Origin of the sequence: Lysobacter sp. 5GHs7-4 (assembly GCF_021284765.1) — a bacterium.
Lineage (GTDB): Bacteria > Pseudomonadota > Gammaproteobacteria > Xanthomonadales > Xanthomonadaceae > Lysobacter.
The window spans coordinates 1,028,266-1,048,092 of the sequence record NZ_CP089924.1 but is presented as its reverse complement, the minus strand read 5'-3'; the positions used below and the strand labels follow the sequence as shown (position 1 = coordinate 1,048,092).

The 19,827-nt window shown below is 58.7% G+C and carries 18 protein-coding genes; 4 read left to right on the top strand and 14 right to left on the bottom strand.

The genetic code is table 11. The annotated features are described in order from the left end of the window. Positions 1-429 precede the first annotated feature (429 nt). The 13 genes from LVB77_RS04490 to LVB77_RS04430 form a co-directional block, all read right to left on the bottom strand. The gene (locus LVB77_RS04490) at positions 430-1,158 is read right to left on the bottom strand and encodes a DUF4272 domain-containing protein (protein WP_232909015.1); all 729 of its coding nucleotides are present in this window, start codon (positions 1,156-1,158) and stop codon (positions 430-432) included. Positions 1,159-1,638: 480 nt separating this feature from the next. Next, positions 1,639-2,061, bottom strand: a complete 423-nt coding sequence (locus LVB77_RS04485) for a hypothetical protein (protein ID WP_232909014.1) — start codon at positions 2,059-2,061, stop codon at positions 1,639-1,641. A gap of 376 nt (positions 2,062-2,437) precedes the next feature. Then, positions 2,438-2,890 carry a hypothetical protein gene (locus tag LVB77_RS04480; RefSeq protein ID WP_232909013.1) on the bottom strand — a complete coding sequence of 151 codons (453 nt, stop codon included), beginning with the start codon at positions 2,888-2,890 and terminating at the stop codon, positions 2,438-2,440. A gap of 70 nt (positions 2,891-2,960) precedes the next feature. Beyond that, the gene (locus tag LVB77_RS04475) at positions 2,961-3,374 is read right to left on the bottom strand and encodes a hypothetical protein (protein ID WP_232909012.1); all 414 of its coding nucleotides are present in this window, start codon (positions 3,372-3,374) and stop codon (positions 2,961-2,963) included. Between the two features lie 413 nt (positions 3,375-3,787). Beyond that, positions 3,788-4,090, bottom strand: a complete 303-nt coding sequence (locus LVB77_RS04470; RefSeq protein WP_232909011.1) for a hypothetical protein — start codon at positions 4,088-4,090, stop codon at positions 3,788-3,790. Positions 4,091-5,049: 959 nt separating this feature from the next. Further along, positions 5,050-5,427: a hypothetical protein gene (locus tag LVB77_RS04465; protein WP_232909010.1), complete on the bottom strand. Its 378-nt coding sequence runs from the start codon at positions 5,425-5,427 to the stop codon at positions 5,050-5,052. A 462-nt stretch (positions 5,428-5,889) separates the two neighbouring features. Next, on the bottom strand, positions 5,890-6,273 hold the full coding sequence (locus tag LVB77_RS04460) for a DUF6869 domain-containing protein (protein ID WP_232909009.1): 384 nt from the start codon (positions 6,271-6,273) through the stop codon (positions 5,890-5,892). 1,137 nt (positions 6,274-7,410) lie between these two features. Next, complete coding sequence (locus LVB77_RS04455; protein ID WP_232909008.1) at positions 7,411-7,800, bottom strand: DUF6869 domain-containing protein; 390 nt, start codon at positions 7,798-7,800, stop codon at positions 7,411-7,413. A 21-nt stretch (positions 7,801-7,821) separates the two neighbouring features. Next, complete coding sequence (locus tag LVB77_RS04450; protein WP_232909007.1) at positions 7,822-9,513, bottom strand: recombinase family protein; 1,692 nt, start codon at positions 9,511-9,513, stop codon at positions 7,822-7,824. After that, positions 9,500-10,165, bottom strand: a complete 666-nt coding sequence (locus LVB77_RS04445) for a recombinase family protein (protein ID WP_232909006.1) — start codon at positions 10,163-10,165, stop codon at positions 9,500-9,502. Before LVB77_RS04445 ends, LVB77_RS04450 begins: the two co-directional genes overlap by 14 nt. 140 nt (positions 10,166-10,305) lie before the next feature. Beyond that, positions 10,306-12,861: an N-6 DNA methylase gene (locus LVB77_RS04440; RefSeq protein WP_232909005.1), complete on the bottom strand. Its 2,556-nt coding sequence runs from the start codon at positions 12,859-12,861 to the stop codon at positions 10,306-10,308. A 458-nt stretch (positions 12,862-13,319) separates the two neighbouring features. Continuing rightward, the gene (locus LVB77_RS04435) at positions 13,320-13,628 is read right to left on the bottom strand and encodes a hypothetical protein (protein ID WP_232909004.1); all 309 of its coding nucleotides are present in this window, start codon (positions 13,626-13,628) and stop codon (positions 13,320-13,322) included. Positions 13,629-13,839: 211 nt separating this feature from the next. Further along, positions 13,840-14,037 (bottom strand): hypothetical protein, encoded by a 198-nt coding sequence (locus LVB77_RS04430; protein ID WP_232909003.1) that lies wholly within the window; start codon positions 14,035-14,037, stop codon positions 13,840-13,842. Positions 14,038-14,256: 219 nt separating this feature from the next. Between LVB77_RS04430 and LVB77_RS04425 the strand changes: the two genes are divergently transcribed. Then, positions 14,257-15,195 (top strand): hypothetical protein, encoded by a 939-nt coding sequence (locus LVB77_RS04425; protein WP_232909002.1) that lies wholly within the window; start codon positions 14,257-14,259, stop codon positions 15,193-15,195. Positions 15,196-15,515: 320 nt separating this feature from the next. Here the strand turns inward: LVB77_RS04425 and glmS are convergent, their stop codons facing one another. After that, positions 15,516-17,348, bottom strand: a complete 1,833-nt coding sequence (gene glmS / locus LVB77_RS04420) for a glutamine--fructose-6-phosphate transaminase (isomerizing) (protein ID WP_232909001.1) — start codon at positions 17,346-17,348, stop codon at positions 15,516-15,518. 196 nt (positions 17,349-17,544) lie between these two features. Between glmS and LVB77_RS04415 the strand changes: the two genes are divergently transcribed. From LVB77_RS04415 to LVB77_RS04405, 3 genes are read left to right on the top strand one after another with little or no spacing between them, the layout of a single operon-like run. Next, complete coding sequence (locus LVB77_RS04415; RefSeq protein WP_232909000.1) at positions 17,545-18,831, top strand: HlyD family efflux transporter periplasmic adaptor subunit; 1,287 nt, start codon at positions 17,545-17,547, stop codon at positions 18,829-18,831. A gap of 2 nt (positions 18,832-18,833) precedes the next feature. Beyond that, positions 18,834-19,067, top strand: coding sequence for a hypothetical protein (locus LVB77_RS04410; RefSeq protein ID WP_232908999.1), 234 nt, complete (start codon positions 18,834-18,836; stop codon positions 19,065-19,067). Positions 19,068-19,101: 34 nt separating this feature from the next. After that, the gene (locus tag LVB77_RS04405) at positions 19,102-19,827 is read left to right on the top strand and encodes an ABC transporter ATP-binding protein (protein ID WP_232908998.1); all 726 of its coding nucleotides are present in this window, start codon (positions 19,102-19,104) and stop codon (positions 19,825-19,827) included.

The following is a 19,827-nucleotide window of genomic DNA, read 5'->3' as shown; positions in this document are numbered from 1 at the left end:
TCGTGGTACCAGCCATCTCTCATCGGTGCCTGACGCCTGAATTAAGCCGAGCCGCGAAGCGGCTTCGGCTTGAATGAATTGTTAGCCCCGCGCGACAAGCCTAACTACCCCGCCTTGTGACGCCGCCGAACAAACGGCAGCGTATATCTCATTGAGCGGTCCCGACGCAAACAGAGATCCCTCCGGAAGAGGGCCGGGGCCGGAATCATAGTGGGCAGAGAACGGCTCAGTGATTGAGCGCATGGACGTGAACGAAGTGGCGACAATGCTCTCGCCACAAGTCGAGCATCTGGTCACGCAAGAGCCATAACTGACGATCAGATCGAAACTCCTGGATCCGCAGCTGCAAGTGATCGAAGACGGTTCACTCATTAGGGCTAACGCCTGAATTAAGCCGAGCCGCGAAGCGGCGTCGGCTTGAATGAATTGTTAGGTGTCTGTCGAGATGTCATCCCACTCTTGGTCCATGTAACCGATGAGCCAATTGAGGGCATAGTGCCGCTCCATGGTGACGCCACCATCTAGCGATGCGGGAGTTGGTTTTCCGGTTACGCGGGCGTCTACCACCGCCCAGTGGTAGCGGTAGATCAGATCCGCCTCTTCCAAAATGTCTTCTAACGGACGCAGCTTGGAGTCTGAAATGAATTGTTCAGAAGTTCGCTCATGCAAGAATTTGACGGCGCGCGGAACGTCACAGATTTCGATGGGCTTTCCTAAAGCCTCGACGTATCCAAGCGCCCAGAGAAGTGTCCATGCTGCCTCGTAGCGCCACGCGAACTGGATGCGATCATGGTCAGTAGGGGAGTGCTGTTGGATAAAGGCTGCCTCTTTGGGCGTGAAATGCTCTTTGAGGCCATAGTCTTTGACGATCTTCTCAACGATTGGTTGTTCTAACCCTTCACCTTTAACAGCCACAACTAGAAGTGCCATTGCTCGCCACGCAATCTCGTCCTTGGTTCTGCGTTTCACGTCATGAATATCTTCAATTGCAGGAAGATTCCCCATGACAGGTACTCCTTCCGACCTGAGGCGAGCGTCCGAGCGTGCTTTACGCTCAAGTGCCGCCGCTGTTGCATTAGATTCCATAGCCTTGATCTTTTCCTTTCGGCCTTCAGTGGGAGATGTTGCCTGCGCACAAGAAGACAGCAGAAGCAGCATTAGTATCGGAGCAAGATAGCGAGAATACATGGGAAACACCTAACGCCTAAATTAAGCCGAGCCGCGAAGCAGCTTCGGCTTGAATGAATTGTTAGGCCTGTGGCCCAAGAAGCACCCAGTTGCAAAGCAGTTCAATGCTGCCCTCGCTGGCGAAGTCTAGCTTGAGGCGCCATTGATCTCCCTCCGGCACGAGCGTTGCCTCCCAGGTCAGAGGATGCCCTCCTTGCGGGGTACCCAGGTCAATCCGACGGGAATGTGCCCAAGTGCAAGTGAGCTTAACGGGTTGGCCCGATGCGGGCGCTAGCGTAATGCACAGGTCCCGACCGGCCTCCGACCACTCAAGGCCGATCAAATGTGCGTCGGATAGGCGAAGCGCTTTAAAGGAAGCTTGGTCCAGCATGGGACTTGATCCACAGGCCTAACGCCTGAATTAAGCCGAGCCGCGAAGCGGCTTCGGCTTGAATGAATTGTTAGGCCCAATCATGGAGAGCATGCGACCTCGATGGTTTGAACCTTGCCGGACTTTACCGAGAACTCCAGCCAGCAACCATCGCCGTAGACGTATCCGGTGGGCGCGCCATCCACCATCTCGGTGGCCCATCTAGGGCCGTAGATCTGTTTGGCTTTGGCAAGAGGCGTGCCCGGGCAAACGCCGGCGGGAGTACAGAACCTTTTGCCGGTGCTGATCAGGCCGCCCACGCCTTGTTCATCAAGTAGGACTGTAATGCCGGAATAGGAGAGCCTAACTGGCAGGTAGTCAGACCTCTCGCCGGTTCGTGAATTGGGTTGGCCGAGAGTCCGAACTACCGACGCCTCGGACTGGCCGAGCACGATGCCGCCCAACGAGAGTTCAGTGTCGGGCGAAGCGGCTGTAGCGGCTAAGGTTAGTAGTAGAACTTTCATTGGGCCAAACGCCTGAATTAAGCCGAGCCGCTAAGCGGCCTCGGCTTGAATGAATTGTTAGGCCTCAACCCAGATCTCTGAGCCTGAGAGAGGCGAGGAAGTGTTGAGTTGCTCACCGACAAGAATGCCAAGCCGAGTAGCATCGCTGAAACAGCGGGTAAATTGCTCTACGCCGAGTGCCGTAAGGTTGTGGCGCTCGCCATTGGCGAGAACGAGTAGGAACTTCTGGCCGGCCATCAGCTGCGCGTCCCTATCCTCGCTCCGCCCGACTATGACTCGCCCTCTCTCCGGGACATCAAAGCTGTCGTGGACGGTAAGTAACTTTCTCATGAGGCCTAACGCCTGAATTAAGCCGACCCGCGAAATGAATGAGTTGTTAGGCTGCGCTAAGCGCAAGTGATCCAACAATGGTGGAAAAGAAGTCCGACGAAGCCTCTGACCCTGACGAATCATAGTCGTGAAACGTAGCCCGGAGCACGTGTTTGCCGGCGGCAATCTGCTTGCCGCAGATCCAATACTTGCGCTCACCGTTGATTCCCTCCCAGTAGCCGGTAGCGGATTCTGTGTCTCCCTCCGAGACGTGGCTTATCACGTGCCAGGTCTCATCCGCTGGGAAGAGCGAACTCAGCTCCGTGCTTTGGAACGACTCAATCAGCTCACGAGAGCCGCGTGTCTCCTCATCCGAGATGAGCCAGAGGCTGATGTAGAAGCCTTTTTCTCCAGCCGGCGACCCGAAGTACAACGTGCCATCACTGTCCGAAGCGTCAGGCCAGTCGCTAGGAAACGCGACCGTCCAGCTGTCTGTAGTGATGCGGTCGAACTCTTCCATTGCGCGGCCTAACGTCTGAATTAAGCCGAGCCGCGAGGCGGTAAATTGTTAGGCATCAACTGCGCCTCTCTCACAGCCGGTTCTCTTTTGGCTGATATGTGTGGAGAAGAACAAATGGAAAGCCAAGGCTTTCCCTGAGGGACAAAAAGAAAGCATCCAAAGCCGCACTGTCGGCTGCAGAGTACGGCGGATCACTTTTGTTTGTGAAAAGAGTCCATCCGATTTCGAGATTATGTGGAAATCTCGCCGCTCCGTTCAAGTCAACGTTTGGATAAAGATCAAAGAACCACTTGGGGTGGTCCTTCATCATCTGCCAGTAGTAGTGGGAGTAGCGAGGCTCCGGCTTGCCTGGATTACGCAGCCCTGCAGGAATCGATTTGTACATCTTTCTATACCCAAGACTGCCTAGAAAGGAATCGATGTGCTTGACGAGAGTCTTCTCGTCGTCAGGTCGGCACACAACTCCATACTCAACAGCTTCCATGAACACTCCTTTGACGCCTAGAGCCTGAACTAAGCCGAGCAGCGAAGCGGCTTCGGCTTGAATAGATTGTTAGCCACCTGCCCGAGCACAGTGAGTTGCTGCTCTAGCCATGCTTTGAACTCTTGCTCTGAAACTGGATTGGGCGAGTGCCCACACTCGTTCCAGCATCGGTCAACCATTGACCCCCAATCCGCAATGACCTGAGCGATTGCGGGGTGCCCGCCCCAGAGCCTGGCAGCGTCTGCGCAGTAACCGACACGCCCATTGAGCTCTTGGATGGAGCAAGTGCCCACCAAATAGCGCTGGCCTGCCTCAAGCATTTGCCGAAACTCAACGATCTCAGTAGTCATGATGCTGGTGCCTAACACCTGAATTAAGCCGAGCCGCGAAGCGGTTTCGGCCTGAATGAATTGTTAGGGGGCAGACGGCGAACCGAAAGCATGCGACTCAAGCTCTTGAAGCAAGTGCGCACCCTTGACGTCATTGCCGGTCCTATAGGCCAACAATGAGGTATCCAAAAGGTTAGCCAATTCTGCCACGGAGCTAGACCTCATCCCGGACTTGGCAAGCAGATCCACGCCGCGCTGCAACTCTTGAAAGGCACTCTCAAGGTTCAGCTGTTCATGCGGCTCGAAATAGTCCTCCTCTGGGAACTCATCAGGTGCGTGGACGATCACCAATGACAAGAAGTCTCGGAACGACGAGATGTTGGTCACCCATGACATCTGCTATGCCCCCAATGCCTGAATTAAGCCGACCCGCGAAGCGGGTTCGGCTTGAATGATTTGTTAGGCCGCCGATTGCCGAGATAACCACCGACCTGGCCCAAGTGTAGCGCCTCCGCTCCTGACGAACACCGTGAACTCCATAGCGGAGGCGCGGCTGCTTTGTGTTGCGCCGTAGCCGCGACAGAACGTCCCGAAGCGAACAAACGAAATTTGCCGGATCTGTTTTTGTGGTGCGAAAAATTGCGATATGAAACGATACGCGGGTTTGCAAAGCAAACGAAAACTAATTGGCAAGAAATTTGTGGCAACGTACAGCTCTTTGCGGCCTAACGCCTGAGTTAAGCCGGCCCGCCCGATACGGCCCGGCCAAGTCCGAGACCGCGAAGCGGGCTCGGCTTGAACGAATTGTTAGGCGGCCGTGTCAACAGCCCACGTCTCCCTTTGCCTGAACTACTTGACGCCTAGTGCCCGTGGTTACCTCGAAGGTGGCATCAAATCTAGTCACTTCACAGGACTCATCGGTCCCATCTTCTGGGCAGAGCCAAGTAGTCCGAAATGTTCCATACACGACAGCGCCCCTCTCTGAGCGATAGACAGCCGTCAACACACTACCGAGCTGCTTCAGATGGCCATGACTTGAGACCTTTCGGAATTCTGTGTCCCGGCCGTCGATGTTCATGAGCACTTTGGATTGGTCGTACTCAGCCAGGAAAATGGAACCGGTCCCAACCTGGCTGGAAGATGCGCTCCAAGAGCAGCCGTCGATTCCCCCGTTGTCTTTTACGGGGGAGAGAAGTCTTGCATCGCGAAGATCACTACCTGAGCACACAAGTGGAGCGAGGCTTCCAAGGAGCATGGCTAGCGTCGAAATCTTCATTAGGCCGCCTAACGCTCGAGTTAAGCCGCGTCGCGGAGCGACGTCGGCTTGAATGAATTGTTAGGCGCGCTCAATCCGCACCCAAGCCAGTGAGGCTGCCTTCGAACAAGAGAAGGTCTCGTTCTTCGCGATGGTCGTAAACGTAAACGAAGTACGAAGCCTCGTGCTCCGGGGAGATTGCGATCCTCGCGTGGACGCGGCCGCCACGAGGGAAGTCTTGAGCAAGCCTTACATGCATGTAGTCCGGAAACTCGCGCCTGAGGTAGATGCGAATCTCCCCTGGAGCGTAGGAATCCGTGGCTTCAGGCAGGGTCACGTAAATGTCGTAGAGATGCTTATCTGCCCGCTTGGTCACTAGAGCGGGAGGACCACGCTCAATCTCCACGCTAGTCGCGGTCGCTACAAGAGGGGCAACTGCGAGAACCAGAGCTAAGGCAAGAAGCTTCATAACTTTCCTTCAGCGCCTAACGCCTGAATTAAGCCGACCCGCGAAACGGGTTCGGCTTGAATGAATTGTTACGCGGCACCGACAGTGATGACGAGCGACACCCCTGTCAGATGCAGGAACTCAGCAGCATTGGGCTGTAACACTACTGGGCCACGAGGGACAGCGCAAACGCAGGAGAGCAAGGCGCCATCCGCCTGGAGTGTTTTGAGTTTTCGGCGCTCGTCTTTGAGCATGCCCCACAACCAAACGAGCTTTTCGCTAGGACTCTCTCCGGATCCAGCCGGACACCGGATGACTACGTCTGTTCCCTCGACGGTAGCGAAGGGGAGGATGTCGCGAGTACTGGAGACCCGGGAACCGAGATTGCTGATGCGAAGTTCTAATGAGCTTTCCATGTCGCCTGACGCTTGAATTATGCCGATCCGCGAAGCGGGTTCGGCTTAAATGAATTGTTAGGCACCACTACCACGCAGCGCCACGACAGAGTTCTACTCTGCTCCAAATGTCAGCCGGAGTCTGGTTTTTCCAAACGCCCCCAAGCAGATCTCTAAAGGCTGGGTCTTGTCGCGCTAATAGCTCAATGCGATCAATGAAGTACTTGCCATCGTAAGCTATCAGTTCTTCAAGCGGACCGGCGGCTAGGCAAGATAAGACACGCTCATTTGGGCTTTTGCTAAGCACGAAGAGCACGAAACCCCAAAGCTCCTCTGCATGCTCGCGCCTGAGGCAATGAAACGTTCGCTCAATCGCCCACCAATGCGGATGATCTGTATCAATCTCTTGCTCGATAGAGTAGAGCTCAATGTAGGAGTTTGCCCAGCTCTCAATGTCGATGGAATCTTCCATGTGGTGTCTAACGCCTGAATTAAGCCGAGCCGCGAAGCGGCTTCGGCTTGATTGAATTGTTAGGCCTCGTCTTCGCCCTCTCCATCCGGGTAAAAGATGTGCCCGTCATTTCTGAAGAATATGTTCTCGAACCATGGAGACCGCCAGACTTCCTCAATGAGAATGGTAGGCACGGACCCGTTATTCCATGTTGCATACGGCCCGGTAGTCCAGGCAGTAGTGAGCATGGATCGCACCTTCTCAATGGCCTCCTCGCGCGATCGCGCTCGGACTGCGCGTGTTGTGAAGAAGCCGATCGCGATCGAGCCGTCCATCGGGACTGAGATGTTCTTTCCTTCGACACGCACACGGAAGTACGGCATGACGCCTAACGTCTGAACTAAGCCGACCCGCGAAGCGGGTTCGGCTTGAATGAATTGTCAGGTCCCATTTAGCGCCCTGTCTGACCACACAAACAAGTACTGATCACACTCCCATCGCGAGGTGAACCAGCAAGCGTAAACACCCGCGTAGGTACCAGGTTGACGACATGCCTCGTTAGACGAACAAGTGCCCGCAATTTGAAAAGTTGCCTTTGGCGCCAAGCGGCGGTCATGGAGCATCACAGGCTCATCCGGCGGGAAGGTTGGCCGGCCAGCTGACCCGCTTGTCGGCTCGGTGGAGTACGTTACGAGATAATGCAGGAAGATTGCGCTACGCAGCGAGTCGTTACGGAGCGTAAGCAGATACTTGCCGCTCTCTGAGTCGTACGAATCCACGCGCAGCGACAAGCTTTCGGTCACGGGACGCGACACGGTCGCGCAGCCGCAAAGCGCCAGAGCGAGAGCTGCAAGGCATCCTTTCATGGGGACTAACGCCTGATTGAGCCGAGCCACGAGAAGGGTTCGGCTTGAATGAAGTGTTCGACGCGCTCACAAGACGACTCAACTTCTGCTTCTTTGCACATGGAGTTGACGGGAGTTGAACGCGAGGATCGACCCGTGAACTCGAGAATTCGCGATTGGCATGAGGATTTTTTGCGAACCCGGGTGCCTTCGGCTTGCTGCCAAATTTCCTTGATGATGGCTGTAGGCATGGGAACGCGTCTAAGCTAAGTCGCACTAGAAAAACGCGAAGCTGCTTCGCTTTCAGCCACTTCTACTGGCCACGCGCAGATGGGCTACGCGCCCTCTCGAATCTCGCCCAGACCTCAGGCGCGCCGCTCTCCCAAACGCCCTGAAGCATGCGACGGAAATCCGGATTCCGGCCAGCCTCCAGTTCGATGCGCCCGATGAATTCGCTGCCCGCATGCATCAGGAGATCTTCCATCGGGCCCGCCGCGAGCATGCCCAAGACAAGATCCGACGGGCGTTTGTTGACGACAGCCACAATGCCCTGCCAGCACTCCTCGACCCTCGGGCCAGCGAGCGCATCCAAGAAATAGTAGGCCGCCAGAAAATCCGGATGTGTTTCGTCTAGGTGTGCGCCAACCTCATGGACCGCAATGTATGCGGTCGCCCAAGCCTCGATATCCAGTGGGCGTTCCATGTGCTCGGTCGCGCCCTCGCCTCACTCCACCGTAACGGAATTGTTTCCAACGGGGGTCGCTCGTTTTCCGGGCGGACCCCGCATTGGCAGCGATACGAGCTTACTCGTCGCGCCCTTCCTCAGCCTATAGCCCTTGGGCTTCTGAAGGACGATCCCGTCACCGACGATCGGCTTGATGAAGCGGATTTCCAGCCGGTGCTCTTTGGTCTCCGCGAGGAACTTGACGTCGATCCGTTCGATCATCCCTCGGAGGTACTCCTTTCGCTCCTCCGGTGTCATCTTCGACTTCAGCTTCACCTCATCACCGAACGCCTTAACCCAATCGACCCACTTCCGCTCCTGGGCTTGGTTCCTAGCACCCTCACGAAGCGTCTCGATGCGTGCCTGGATGGTGATTCGCTGCTCCCGCAATCGCTTCATGATCTGCGGAAACAGCTTGGCGTCCGTCCGCCCGAGTCTATGCTCGACCTCCAGCTCGGTGATCGCCTCGTCTGCCCGCTGAAGCTCCTTCTCAGCCAACTTAATGCTCTTCTCGTTCTTCTTTTGCGTGGCTTCATAGCCCGTATCTGGCGAGACTATGCCGCCAATCAGCTGCTTCTTAACCTCTTCCTTCAGCAGGCTCGACTTGGCGTGGATGTCGATGACCACATCCCACACAAGCTTGTCCGCCTGATCAATGTTCATTGATCGAGCAAACCCGCAGCCATCCTTTTTCGAGTGCTTGATCTTCGGCTCAATGCCCTTCTTCCAGTCACGCTCTTTCGTTGGGCAATAGTAGAAGTGCTCGTTCTTGGAAGCCTTCGTTCGCGCGCCGAGTGGTGCATTGCAGAAACCGCAATACATCAGATCCCGTAGCAGGTAGAAATGCTTCGTCCTGTTGACCTGCCCCTTCCGCAATAGAACAGTCTTCCGCTTCTCCTGCGCGGCTTGCCAGTTCGAACTCGAAACGATCGGGATGCACTCGACGCGAAGCTGCTCGTCGGACTTACCGTCACGGTAGATGTAGTAGCCGACGTAGTGCGTGTTCTCGAGAATCTTCAGAATGGACCCGCCGGTCCAGGCGCCACCGCGCCTCGGAAGCACTCCGCTCTTGTCGAGGTACTTCTTGATGACGTACACCGATTCGCCTGATGCGTACCGCTGATAGATCTCCTTGACCTTGGCAGCCTCAGCCTTCTCCACCACCAGCTTCTTGCTTTCAAGGCGGTAGCCGAAGGGCGGCGGACCGCCATGCCACTGGTGCTGTTTAACCCGCTGCAATTTCCCGAGTCGTGTGCGCTCCGCTCTTCCGGCGTTGTCAAACTCCGCCATAGCGTCTAGCACTTGCTTCAGGAAGGTATCCGACGCATTCGTGAAGTCGTACTTACCGTCTTTCGTGTAGAGGGTTACGCCGTTCTTCTTGCACTGATAACGGATGGCGGATGCGACGTTATCGTTTCTGGACAGACGCGACTGGTCGTAGACGAATACGTGCTTCGCACTACCGTTTGCAATCTCATTGACTAGCGCTTGCAGTACAGGTCGCCCCGCTATTTCCTCGTGGTTTGAGCTCTTCCCGCCCTCGTTCCAGAGTCTGGCGTCAAAGCCAAGAGCCTTGGCACGCTCGCGCCCAAGCTTCTCTTGCGAACTTAGGGACGTACCCTGCTCTTCCTGCGCCGTTGTTGAGACGCGGGTGTAGATGTGAAGAACAGGAGCCGGCTCAGTTGGCTTCATTGAGGATGTGCCTGATGCCCATTGCCGAGATGTTGAGCTTCTTCTTCTCGCTCAGCCACTTCTCGATGCCGCGATAGCTCTCTCCCTTTCCACGAAGAGCCCTCATCTCCGCGATGATCTTTTGTTCGTCAGGCTTTGGGACCTTCACTAGGTCGATCACTTCGTACCCAAAGGCACGCCGACCACCAGTGAACTTTCCCTGCGCCTTCTTGATCTGCTTCACCTCGCGGATGCGAGTGGCAATGCGTTCCTTTTCGAAGGTTGCAAAGGCGGAAAGGATCGTAAAGACGATGGCGCCGACGCCATTCCCGGTCACGTCCCCACCCAGGTCAATGAAATGGATGTGGACGCCCCGCTCCTTGAGGTCATGGAGGACGTTCAGTGCGTTCCGCGTATTTCGGAATGCCCGGTCCAGCTTGGGGAAGATGATCAAGTCGCCCTTCTGGACGAGGTTGTAGAGCCGCCCGCCCTCGGGGCGCTGCTGGAACTCGATTCCACCGCTTACGCCAGCCTCAACAAAGATGTCCGCGTCGGACAGCTGCAAGCCCTTGGAGACGGCGTAAGCCTGTATTTGCCGGTTCTGCGCTTCGAGGCTTTCACCCTCTCTAGCCTGCGTCAGCGTCGAAACGCGCGCGTACCCATAGACCGCCATTTCACTCCCCCTACCCCCGTTCCAAATGGAACAGCCGTAGGGTTGAGCTTGAATGTGAACAGGCTAAAAGTAAAGCTTTACACGCTTATTTTTACAGCCCGTAAAGCGCGCTACAGCGAGGTTTACGAAAGTGGTGCGCATTACTCCTTGATCAACGACGCCAGATGGTCTCGGTACCGCTGCACCTCTTCTTCGTAATCTGCCCAAGCCGTCATTGCAGCGGCATCGAAGTTACCGTCGCCATCAATCGGGAGTTCAATCTCCAAGTCCGCCATTACATTCAATGACGGTCTGTAATCCCGGTTGAATCCGAGTTCGTTTCCGGCGCTTCTGATTTGCGCGGCAAAGTATCTCGGGTCGATACCATCAACAACCAGCTCGATTTGCCCGCAATGGTCAGTAATCGAATAGACCTCACCTGGCGCTACGCCCTTGCAATCGAAGTCACTGTCGATGCTCCAAAGCGCTCCGCCCTGAGTCAGGTCTCCGGCGTTGGCTACATTCACATACCCGAAGGGCTTTCGAACGTTTGCACTGTAGAGAGGGACGCCCGTTAGCTTGGTGTAGATGTCCTTCTTCAGGACACGCTTGCCAATGCGAAGTCGGAAGTACTCTGTGTCACCAAGGCGGATCTTCTTCACATGAAGAACCGCAGGTGGCGCTGCCGAAGCAACAGAACTTGTGCTCCACGCGAGCGCAGCAGCAGTCAACGCATCCATCTTCTGCTGAACTTGCTCCCGGAGCTTGACCGGATCCTCATCTGCGCCGAGCAACCCAAGCTCTTGCGCAGTCGATTTCTCCCAGTAGTGACGAATGTTGATCGATCGCGATTCTTTGATCTTGATCGCAGGCACCGCTACTGCCCGTACCAATGCTTTTGTCGGAGCAACGCCAGCAGCGAACCGCTTATAAGTCTCGACCAGTTCCGGGAGGTCGTTGTCTTGAATCAGCAGCCGCCTCGCGTCCCGCGTTTCTCCAATCTCGCTCACAGCGTAAAGGAGAATCTCCTCCTTTCCGAGCGCAGCGTCGAGCCCAGCAGCGCTCAGCGCCTTCGGGCGCTTCTTCATGTGCGCAACGACAACTCGCTTTGGAGTATTGAAGAACGTTCGCTCAGGAAGCAGCGCCAAGAGATCAATCTTGCAGTTCGCGAAAACCCAATCGCGCAAAACCTTATCGGTACTTCGAAGGAAGAATGTTTCAGGCAGCAACACCCACGCATCGCCATTGGGCTTTAGACCCTTGACGATCATCTGCAGGAATAGTCCCTCAACACCGTTGTACTTCTGATCGAAGTACTTCCTCCTCTTTGAGTCTTGCTTTACCAGCTTCCCAATGTCAGCAGAACCTGACACGACGAATGGTGGATTCGTAACTACGAGATCAAATTCATTCTCCGGGCGCTTATCCAGCGCACCAAGAGAAGTTGTCTCGACACAGGTGAATGTCTCATTGAGCCAGTTCGCGAACGAACCAACTCGACCCGGTTGATTCGCAAGAAGGTCTCCGCAGTGCACTAACGCATTTGCCTTGGCGAGGATGGCGGTCTTTGGAACAATGTCGTAAGCCAACCAATCGTGCGTCGGCTTAATCTTGTTGCCCTTGATGACGAACTGCGAATCGATATCCCTCGCCATCTGCTCAAGGATGAAGCCACCTACTCCGCAAGCCGGATCGCAGATTGTCTTGCCGTGGGCGAGCTTCTCGACCTGAGCCATATCGTGTATGGCTGAAACAACCCTTCTAGGCGTAAAAAACTGCCCAAAGGTTGTGGTCGTGTCGCTCTCCTGTAGAAACGACTCGTAGAGTTTTGTCTTAAATTCCGGACTCGTGTTTCGGAGTGACCCGAACTTCACGAACTTCTTCAGCAGCTCGTGAAATATGAAGTTGTGATCCCGATTGGTGGGCTGAAGAACTATGCCATTGATAATGCTCAGCCCATCACTTCCAGCTGGGAATAGGCGTTTGATGAATGGTCGAACCGTCTTGTAGTAGTAGCGGTAGCAGGTTTCCCGGTCGAGACCGAGGACAAACTGGAGCGACACATCCAATCCGTCGTCGTCCTTCTTGAGCAGCCCAAGGTCATCCAAGAACTTAAATATGAACAACTCGACAAACGTCGCCAGGCAGTCTTCTGGACGATCAGCCTTCAATCGCCAGATTGTTTGCCACACTTGCTGCGCAAGAGCATGTGGATCGGCGGCACTGGGCGCCGCCACCTTCCCTGTCACTGGATCGAAGTGATCAACGATGTACTGAAGTTCCGCGCCAAATGCCTCGTCGTTGAAATCGATTTTTGTCGGCATTGGCTTGCCGTCTTCGCGGACAATCTCTACAACTTCGTCTGCCGCGCCATTGATCCAATGCGTTCTCGCGCCGTCAGTCAGATACCCGATGGCGGTCCTCGTCGGAATCAACTTCTTCAGCAACAGGTTCTTGGCTAGCTTCTTCCAGTTCGAAGCATTCACTCCGCCCGTAGCCTTATCCTCGCCAATGACGACCGGCGACAGAACTGGCTGCCTGCGGATGACGAGCGAGTCACACTTCTGTGTCGCGTATGGACCGTAATCCGTATCAGGAAGCAAGCCGTGCTTCGCGTACTGCGTCAAAGTGGTTAACTGAGTCTGGAACACCTCCATGTCCCCCACCTTTTGACCTTCGTCGTTCGGGTACCGGTGGGTCAGCTCTTCTGAAGTCATTTTGTCGTTGTCTCTCAGCTCAACTTTGCGCCGTACATAGTTTGATCGCGCCCAGCCTCGACTAACTGCGCGCCACCCCCTCGGGAAGTATGATGTATCGCCTCCTGTGCCGAAAGGCTTTGTTCGCAGGGAGCTAGGGGCTGACTTCGCGACTACCGCGCGACCTCGCTTGCACTGACGGACACTCTGGCGAGCGGATCCGCAGCGCCTCCGCCGGTGCCTTAGGGATACGGAAGGACACGGTAACGCAACGCGTCCTCACTGCTCTGCCCCAAGGTCGAGCACCACAACCAGAACCCGACCCTTCCCACGCCGCCAGTCAGCGACAGTCTTTGCAGTTGCGTCATCCAGCTTGGACCCCGACACCAGGTCAACGCGTAGGCGTCTAACGGAGGCATCCGACAAGGCGCGAACTAGCTCCGCTTTGGTCTTCGGAACGGTTACTTGAACTAGTTGCTTCACTGGATCGCTCCGGACGACCACACCTCTTCCCAATTTCCGGCGAAGCGTTGGAGCACGCGGGTGAACCGTACGTTGTCGATTCGGACTTCACCGGAGAAGCCAGGAACCTCTAGATCCGAGCGTTCAAGCTCGTCCTTCGCAAGCGCCATTGCCTTCTCGACACTGTCAGCATCGACGCTAATCGCGCTACTGAACTCACCCTCCATCTGGAGAGAATCGATCCACTTGCGGCACGAATCACGCAGTGTGTAGATGCGAATTGGATCGATGCGCAGGCACGCATCGAAAGTAAGACCATATTTCATCTTCGTACTCCTTCTTCTTTTCTAGTTCTGACATGGCGGACTACGGACATCCGTACCGATGTCCGTCTCGCGCGCACTGGCTTCGATCAATGCGCGCGAGACGGCGTCTCTTATGAAAGCCGCCATGGACATACCAGACGCCTCTGACATCGCCCTAGCATCGGCAAACAACTGCGCCGATCCGCGCAGGAGGTATGCGTGCATTCCTGTCTCAGCCCTGTTCGCCATAGCCGACATACCTCGTTGCGGCGACACGCAGGAGCGTCGCCATGAAATCTCGCAGGGTCTCTACCCCTTCACGGTCTGCAACAGTCAGGTCAATGCCCTGATGGTGGCTCGGATGGTTGCTCAGCAGCACCAGTCTCCTTCGTTCAATGATGCTTAGTTCTAGTGCTTCGTTCTCTGTCATCGGGCTTCCCCCTGTTCCTTTTCTAATACTATTGATGCGCCCGACCCGGGACGAACCTGAACGACCGGCAAGACCCCACAGAACCCCTTTAATTCGAGTGGTTTCTGCAGGACGATCCCGAGCCACCCAAAGTCCGTTCCGCCGCATGTTCCGTTTATCGGTCAGCAGTCAAGCAGCCCATTCGATATATATAGTCAGCAGCCACACCGAACCGACCCAATGGCAAAAGGCTTCGCCGAACTGAAAGCGACAAGAGCCGAGCAGTTCGCCCACTTGAAACGAATCGCCCCCGTCCACGGCGGGAAGCGGACAAAGACAGTCGTCCGTCAGGCGCTACGAGCATCGGGCTGCGACGAGCTGGCAGACCGGATGCAGAACTGCGGTCGGGGAGCCTATTGCTCGTCGATCTACTGCAAACCCTGCCGAGACCGTTACGCGGATGCGCTTCGTGTACGCCTCGCTGTCCGAGTCAAAGAGCGACACGGCAACAGGCACGACCGGGTGCATAAGGCATTTCGGCACCTGACTGTCATCTTTGACGTGGTCGATCTGCGGAGCCAGGACTTCTCAGCCGCGATAGAAGCGACCCGCGGACAGAAGGCAGAAGTAGCGGGGTTGAACGAGGTAAAGCGCGCTCTGGAACAAGCGCGGGGAGAGACTAAGGCGATGCGCCGACGATTTCCGCAGCTCTGGATGCAGGGGGCGTTCGAGATCGAAGTTATCGACACTGGCACCCTGTACTCGATGGCGTCGGACACCCGTAAGGCTAGGCTGATTCGTGCGCTAATCGCTCGACGTCAGAAGCCTGAAGAAGCAGCTCGAACGCAGATCATCGTCCACTGCCACTGCGTGGTAGACGTTGCAGACCTCGACGCCGACGCGTTCCATGAATGGGTGCACGCGCGATGGTCTCTACCCCATCAAGCATGCCTGTCTACCACGTACCATCCAGACAAGCAGTCTCTCGATACTAAGCTCTATAAGCTCGCCAGCTACTGCTTCAAGAATCGCTTGGAGTACAACTTCAGCGACGAGACCAGCGGGTGGGAGGACAGCGAGCGCATACCTTATGGCGAACTCGCCGACATGGTGCGCATCTACGACCGCCTAAGCGGCAAAGGACTCAATGGCTGGCTTCTGGGCTGCAAGCCGAGTTAGCGATCAGGATCGCTACTGAGCGTTCAGTCGTAAGGAAACATCCGCTAGGCGTACCACGCTCGCCTGCGATTCTCGGGACTGCTTCCGTGTCCATTTGCGGTAGATCGAGTACACAAGCTCCGGGTAGAACGGCTTGCCCCGAGGGCTAAGCTGACCTGACCAGTTCAATTCATCTGCGATCCGGGCGAAGTCAAAGCCCGACTGGTCCCGCAGCCGCAGGACCAGCTCCGCCAGCGCCCGGTGCCCGTCAGTGTGGCGGGGCTGCCACAGCTGAGGGGTGGTCACGACTACGGTGTAGCTCAGGCTACCCCCGTTGGAAACTATTCCACCGTCACCGACTTAGCCAAATTCCGCGGCTTGTCCACATCCGTCCCGCGCGCCAACGCGGCGTGATACGCCAGCAGTTGCACCGGGATCGCGTGCACCACCGGCGACAGCACGCCGACGTTGCGGGGGGCGCGGATTACGTGCACGCCTTCGGAGGCGCCGAACTGGCTGTCCTCGTCGGTGAACACGAACAGTTCGCCGCCGCGCGCGCGCACTTCCTGCATGTTCGACTTCACCTTCTCCAGCAACCCGTCCTTGGGTGCGATCACCACCACCGGCATGGCGGCGTCGACCAGGGCCAGCGGGCCGTGCTTGAGTTCGCCGGCCGGGTAGGCCTCGGCGTGGATGTAGGAGATTTCCTTGAGCTTGAGCGCGCCTTCCAGCGCGATCGGGTAGTGCACGCCGCGGCCCAGGAACAGCGCGTGCTGCTTGGGCGCGAAGCGTTCGGCCCAGGCGGTGATCTGCGGCTCCAGATTCAGGGCGTGCTGCACGCTGCCGGGCAGGTAGCGCAGCGCCTCGATGAACCCGGCCTCCTGCGCGGCGTCCAGACGGCCCTGCAACTTGGCCAGCGTCGCGGTCAGGGTGAACAGCGCCACCAGTTGGGTGGTGAAGGCCTTGGTCGAGGCGACGCCGATCTCGGCGCCGGCGCGGGTGTAGTACACCAGTTTGCTGGCGCGCGGAATCGCGCTCTCGGGCACGTTGCAGATCGACAGGGTGCGCTCATGGCCCAGCGACTTGGCGTATTTCAGCGCCTCCATCGTGTCCAGGGTTTCGCCCGACTGCGAGATCGTCACGATCAGCTGCTTGGGGTTGGCGACCGCTTTGCGATAACGGTACTCGCTGGCGACCTCGACCTGGCAAGGCAGGCCGGCGATGGCTTCGATCCAGTAACGCGCGGTCAGGCCGGCGTAGTAGCTGGTGCCGCAGGCCAGGATCTGCACGCCTTCGATATCGCGCAGCACGGACTCGGCATCGCGGCCGAACAGCGCCGGCGAGAACGCGCCGTCGTTCATCACCGCTTCGATGGTGTCGGCGATCGCGCGCGGCTGCTCGTGGATCTCCTTCTGCATGAAGTGGCGGTACGGGCCGAGTTCCAGCGAGGCCAGCGACACATCCGACAGGTGGATCTCGCGCTCGATCGGGCGGTTGTGCTCGTCGTATACGCTCACGCCGTCGCGGCGCACGTCGGCGGTATCGCCCTCATCGAGGAAGATCACCTTGCGGGTGGCCTGGATGATCGCCGAGACGTCGCTGGCGACGAAGTTCTCGCCTTCGCCCAGACCGACCAGCAGCGGGCAGCCCATGCGCGCGGCGACCAGGCGGCCGGGCTCGCGCTTGCTGACCACGGCGATCGCGTAGGCGCCGATCAGCTCGCGCACCGCGCTTTGCACCGCGGCCAGCAGGTCCGCGCCTTGCGACTGATAGTGATGAATGAGGTGGGCGATGACTTCGGTGTCGGTCTGCGACTCGAAGGCGTAGCCGGCGGCGCGCAGGCGCTCGCGCTGTTCCTCGTGGTTCTCGATGATGCCGTTATGCACCACCGCCAGTTCGCCGAAGCTGATGTGCGGATGCGCGTTGGCCTCGGTGACGCCACCGTGCGTGGCCCAGCGCGTGTGGCCGATGCCGAGCGTCGCGTGCAAGCCTTCGGATTGGGCCGCGCCTTCCATTTCGGCGACGCGTCCGGTGCGGCGCACGCGGCGCACATCGGCGCCGTCGACCACGGCGATGCCGGCGGAGTCGTAACCGCGGTATTCCAGCCGCTTAAGACCTTCGATCAGGACCGGTACCACATCGCGATCCGCGATCGCGCCGACGATTCCACACATGCTGCGAATGCTCCTGCTGGTGTCCACCTAGTTTAACGGCGCGGCGCGACCCGGGCGTCCGGCGGACGTTGTGTCCGTCCGGACGGACACCCGGACACTGCGCGTCCGCCAATCAAATCAACCACTTGCGGTTGGCACGACTCGTGCATTGCTTAACAACAAAGACCCTACGCCCACCCGCCGAGCCGAACGCCGCATGAGCATCCGCGATACCGCCGCCCAGGACCGCCCCGTCGCCGCCACCTCCCCCCGCGCGACGCAGCGCCGCCGTCCCTGGCTGTTGGCCGGCGCGGCCGGCGTGGGCACCCTCGCCCTCGCCGCCTGGTTGCTGTCGGGCTGGAGCGCCGGCGGCCGTTCGGTCGACGCCTCGCGCGTTCGCATCTCCGAAGTGAAGCGCGGCGATCTGGTGCGCGACATCGCCGCCGACGGCCGCGTGATCGCCGCCAACAGCCCGACCCTGTACGCGATCGCCGCGGGCACGGTCACGCTGAAGGTCGTCGCCGGCGACGTGGTCAAGCAGGGCCAGGCACTGGCCGAGATCGACAGCCCGGAACTGCGCAGCAAGCTGGCGCAGGAGCAGGCCACGCTGGCCAGCCTGGAAGCCGAGGCCAGCCGCTCCGATCTGGATGCGCAGCTGGCGCGTTCCAATGCGCGCAAGGCGCTGGACCAGGCCGAGATAGAACGCGTCGCCGCCATCCGCGACCTGGAACGCCAGCAGCGCGGCTTCGAAGGCGGCGCGGTGGCACAGGTCGATGTGGCACGCGCGCAGGACGAACTAAAGAAGGCCGACATCGGCCTGGCGCACGCGCGTCAGGACGCCGGCCTGCAGGGCCAGGGCGCCGGCCTGGACACGCGCAACAAGCGCCTGCTCGCCGATCGTCAGCGCGCGATCGTGGTCGAGACCCAGCGCCAGGTCGATGCGCTGACCCTGCGCGCGCCGTTCGACGGCCAGGTCGGCCAGGTGCAGATCGCGCAGCGCGCCAACGTCGCGGCCAATGCGGCGGTGCTGAGCGTGGTCGATCTGGCCGTGTTCGAAGTCGAGATCAAGGTGCCGGAAAGCTTCGCCCGCGACCTGGGCATCGGCATGCCGGCGCAGATCACCAGCGGCGCCGGCGAGCCCTACGCCGCGCAGGTCTCGGCGGTGTCGCCGGAAGTGGTGAACGGCGAAGTCACCAGCCGCCTGCGCTTCACCGGCAAGCAGCCGCCGAGCCTGCGCCAGAACCAGCGCCTGTCCGCCCGCATCGTGCTCGACACCCGCCGCAACGTGCTGATGGTCGAGCGCGGCCCCTTCCTCGAACAGGCCGGTGGCCAGTTCGCCTACGTGGTCGACGGCAGCCGTGCGGTGCGCCGTCCGATCCAGGCCGGCGCCAGCAGCCTCAGCGCGGTCGAAATCGTATCGGGCGTGCAGCCCGGCGAACGCGTGGTGGTGTCCGGCAGCGACCAGTTCGATAACGCAGAAACCGTCCGTCTCTCTGGAGAATGATCATGAAAGCTTCCAACCAGTTCCCGTCGACCCAGAACCACGCCTACCCGTTCGATCTGCATTGGACCAGCGACGACCTGGCCGGCGCGATGCCGCTGCGCCTGAGCGAGCTGTTCGACTTCGACGCCGCGCGCGCCCAGGCCCAGCCCAGCGCCAACGTCGAAGCGCCCGCCCACGCCTGGCGCCGCAACGGCTACTCGCGCAACGCCACGCAGACCGCGTTCCGCGTCCGCTGATTCCATTCCACTTCTTCACTCAGGACACACCGTCATGCTCGACATGCGCCAGGTCACCAAGGTTTACCGCACCGAACTCGTCGAAACCCACGCGCTGCGCTCGCTGGACCTGCATGTGCGCGAAGGCGAGTTCGTCGCGGTCACCGGCCCGTCGGGCTCGGGCAAGACCACCTTCCTCAACATCGCCGGCCTGCTGGAGACCTTCACCGGCGGCGAGTTCCGGCTCGACGGCGAGGACGTGTCCAACATGTCGGACGATGCCCGCTCGCGCCTGCGCAACCGCAAGATCGGCTTTATCTTCCAGGGCTTCAACCTGATCCCCGACCTCAACCTGTTCGACAACGTCGACGTACCGCTGCGCTACCGCGGCATGCCGGGCGCCGAGCGCCGCCAACGCATCGAGGACGCGCTGAGCCGTGTCGGCCTGGGTTCGCGCATGAAGCACTACCCCGCCGAACTCTCGGGCGGTCAGCAGCAGCGCGCGGCGATCGCGCGCGCGCTGGCCGGCAGCCCGCGCCTGCTGCTGGCCGACGAACCCACCGGCAACCTCGACTCGCAGATGGCGCGCGGCGTGATGGAACTGCTGGAGGAGATCAACGGCCAGGGCACCACCATCGTCATGGTCACCCACGATCCCGAACTGGCCGCACGCGCGCAGCGCAACGTGCACATCGTCGACGGCATGGCCACCGACTTCGCGGCCGTGCCCAGCCTGGTGCGCTCGCTGGCCAGCGACGACGCCGCCGCCACGACCGCCTGA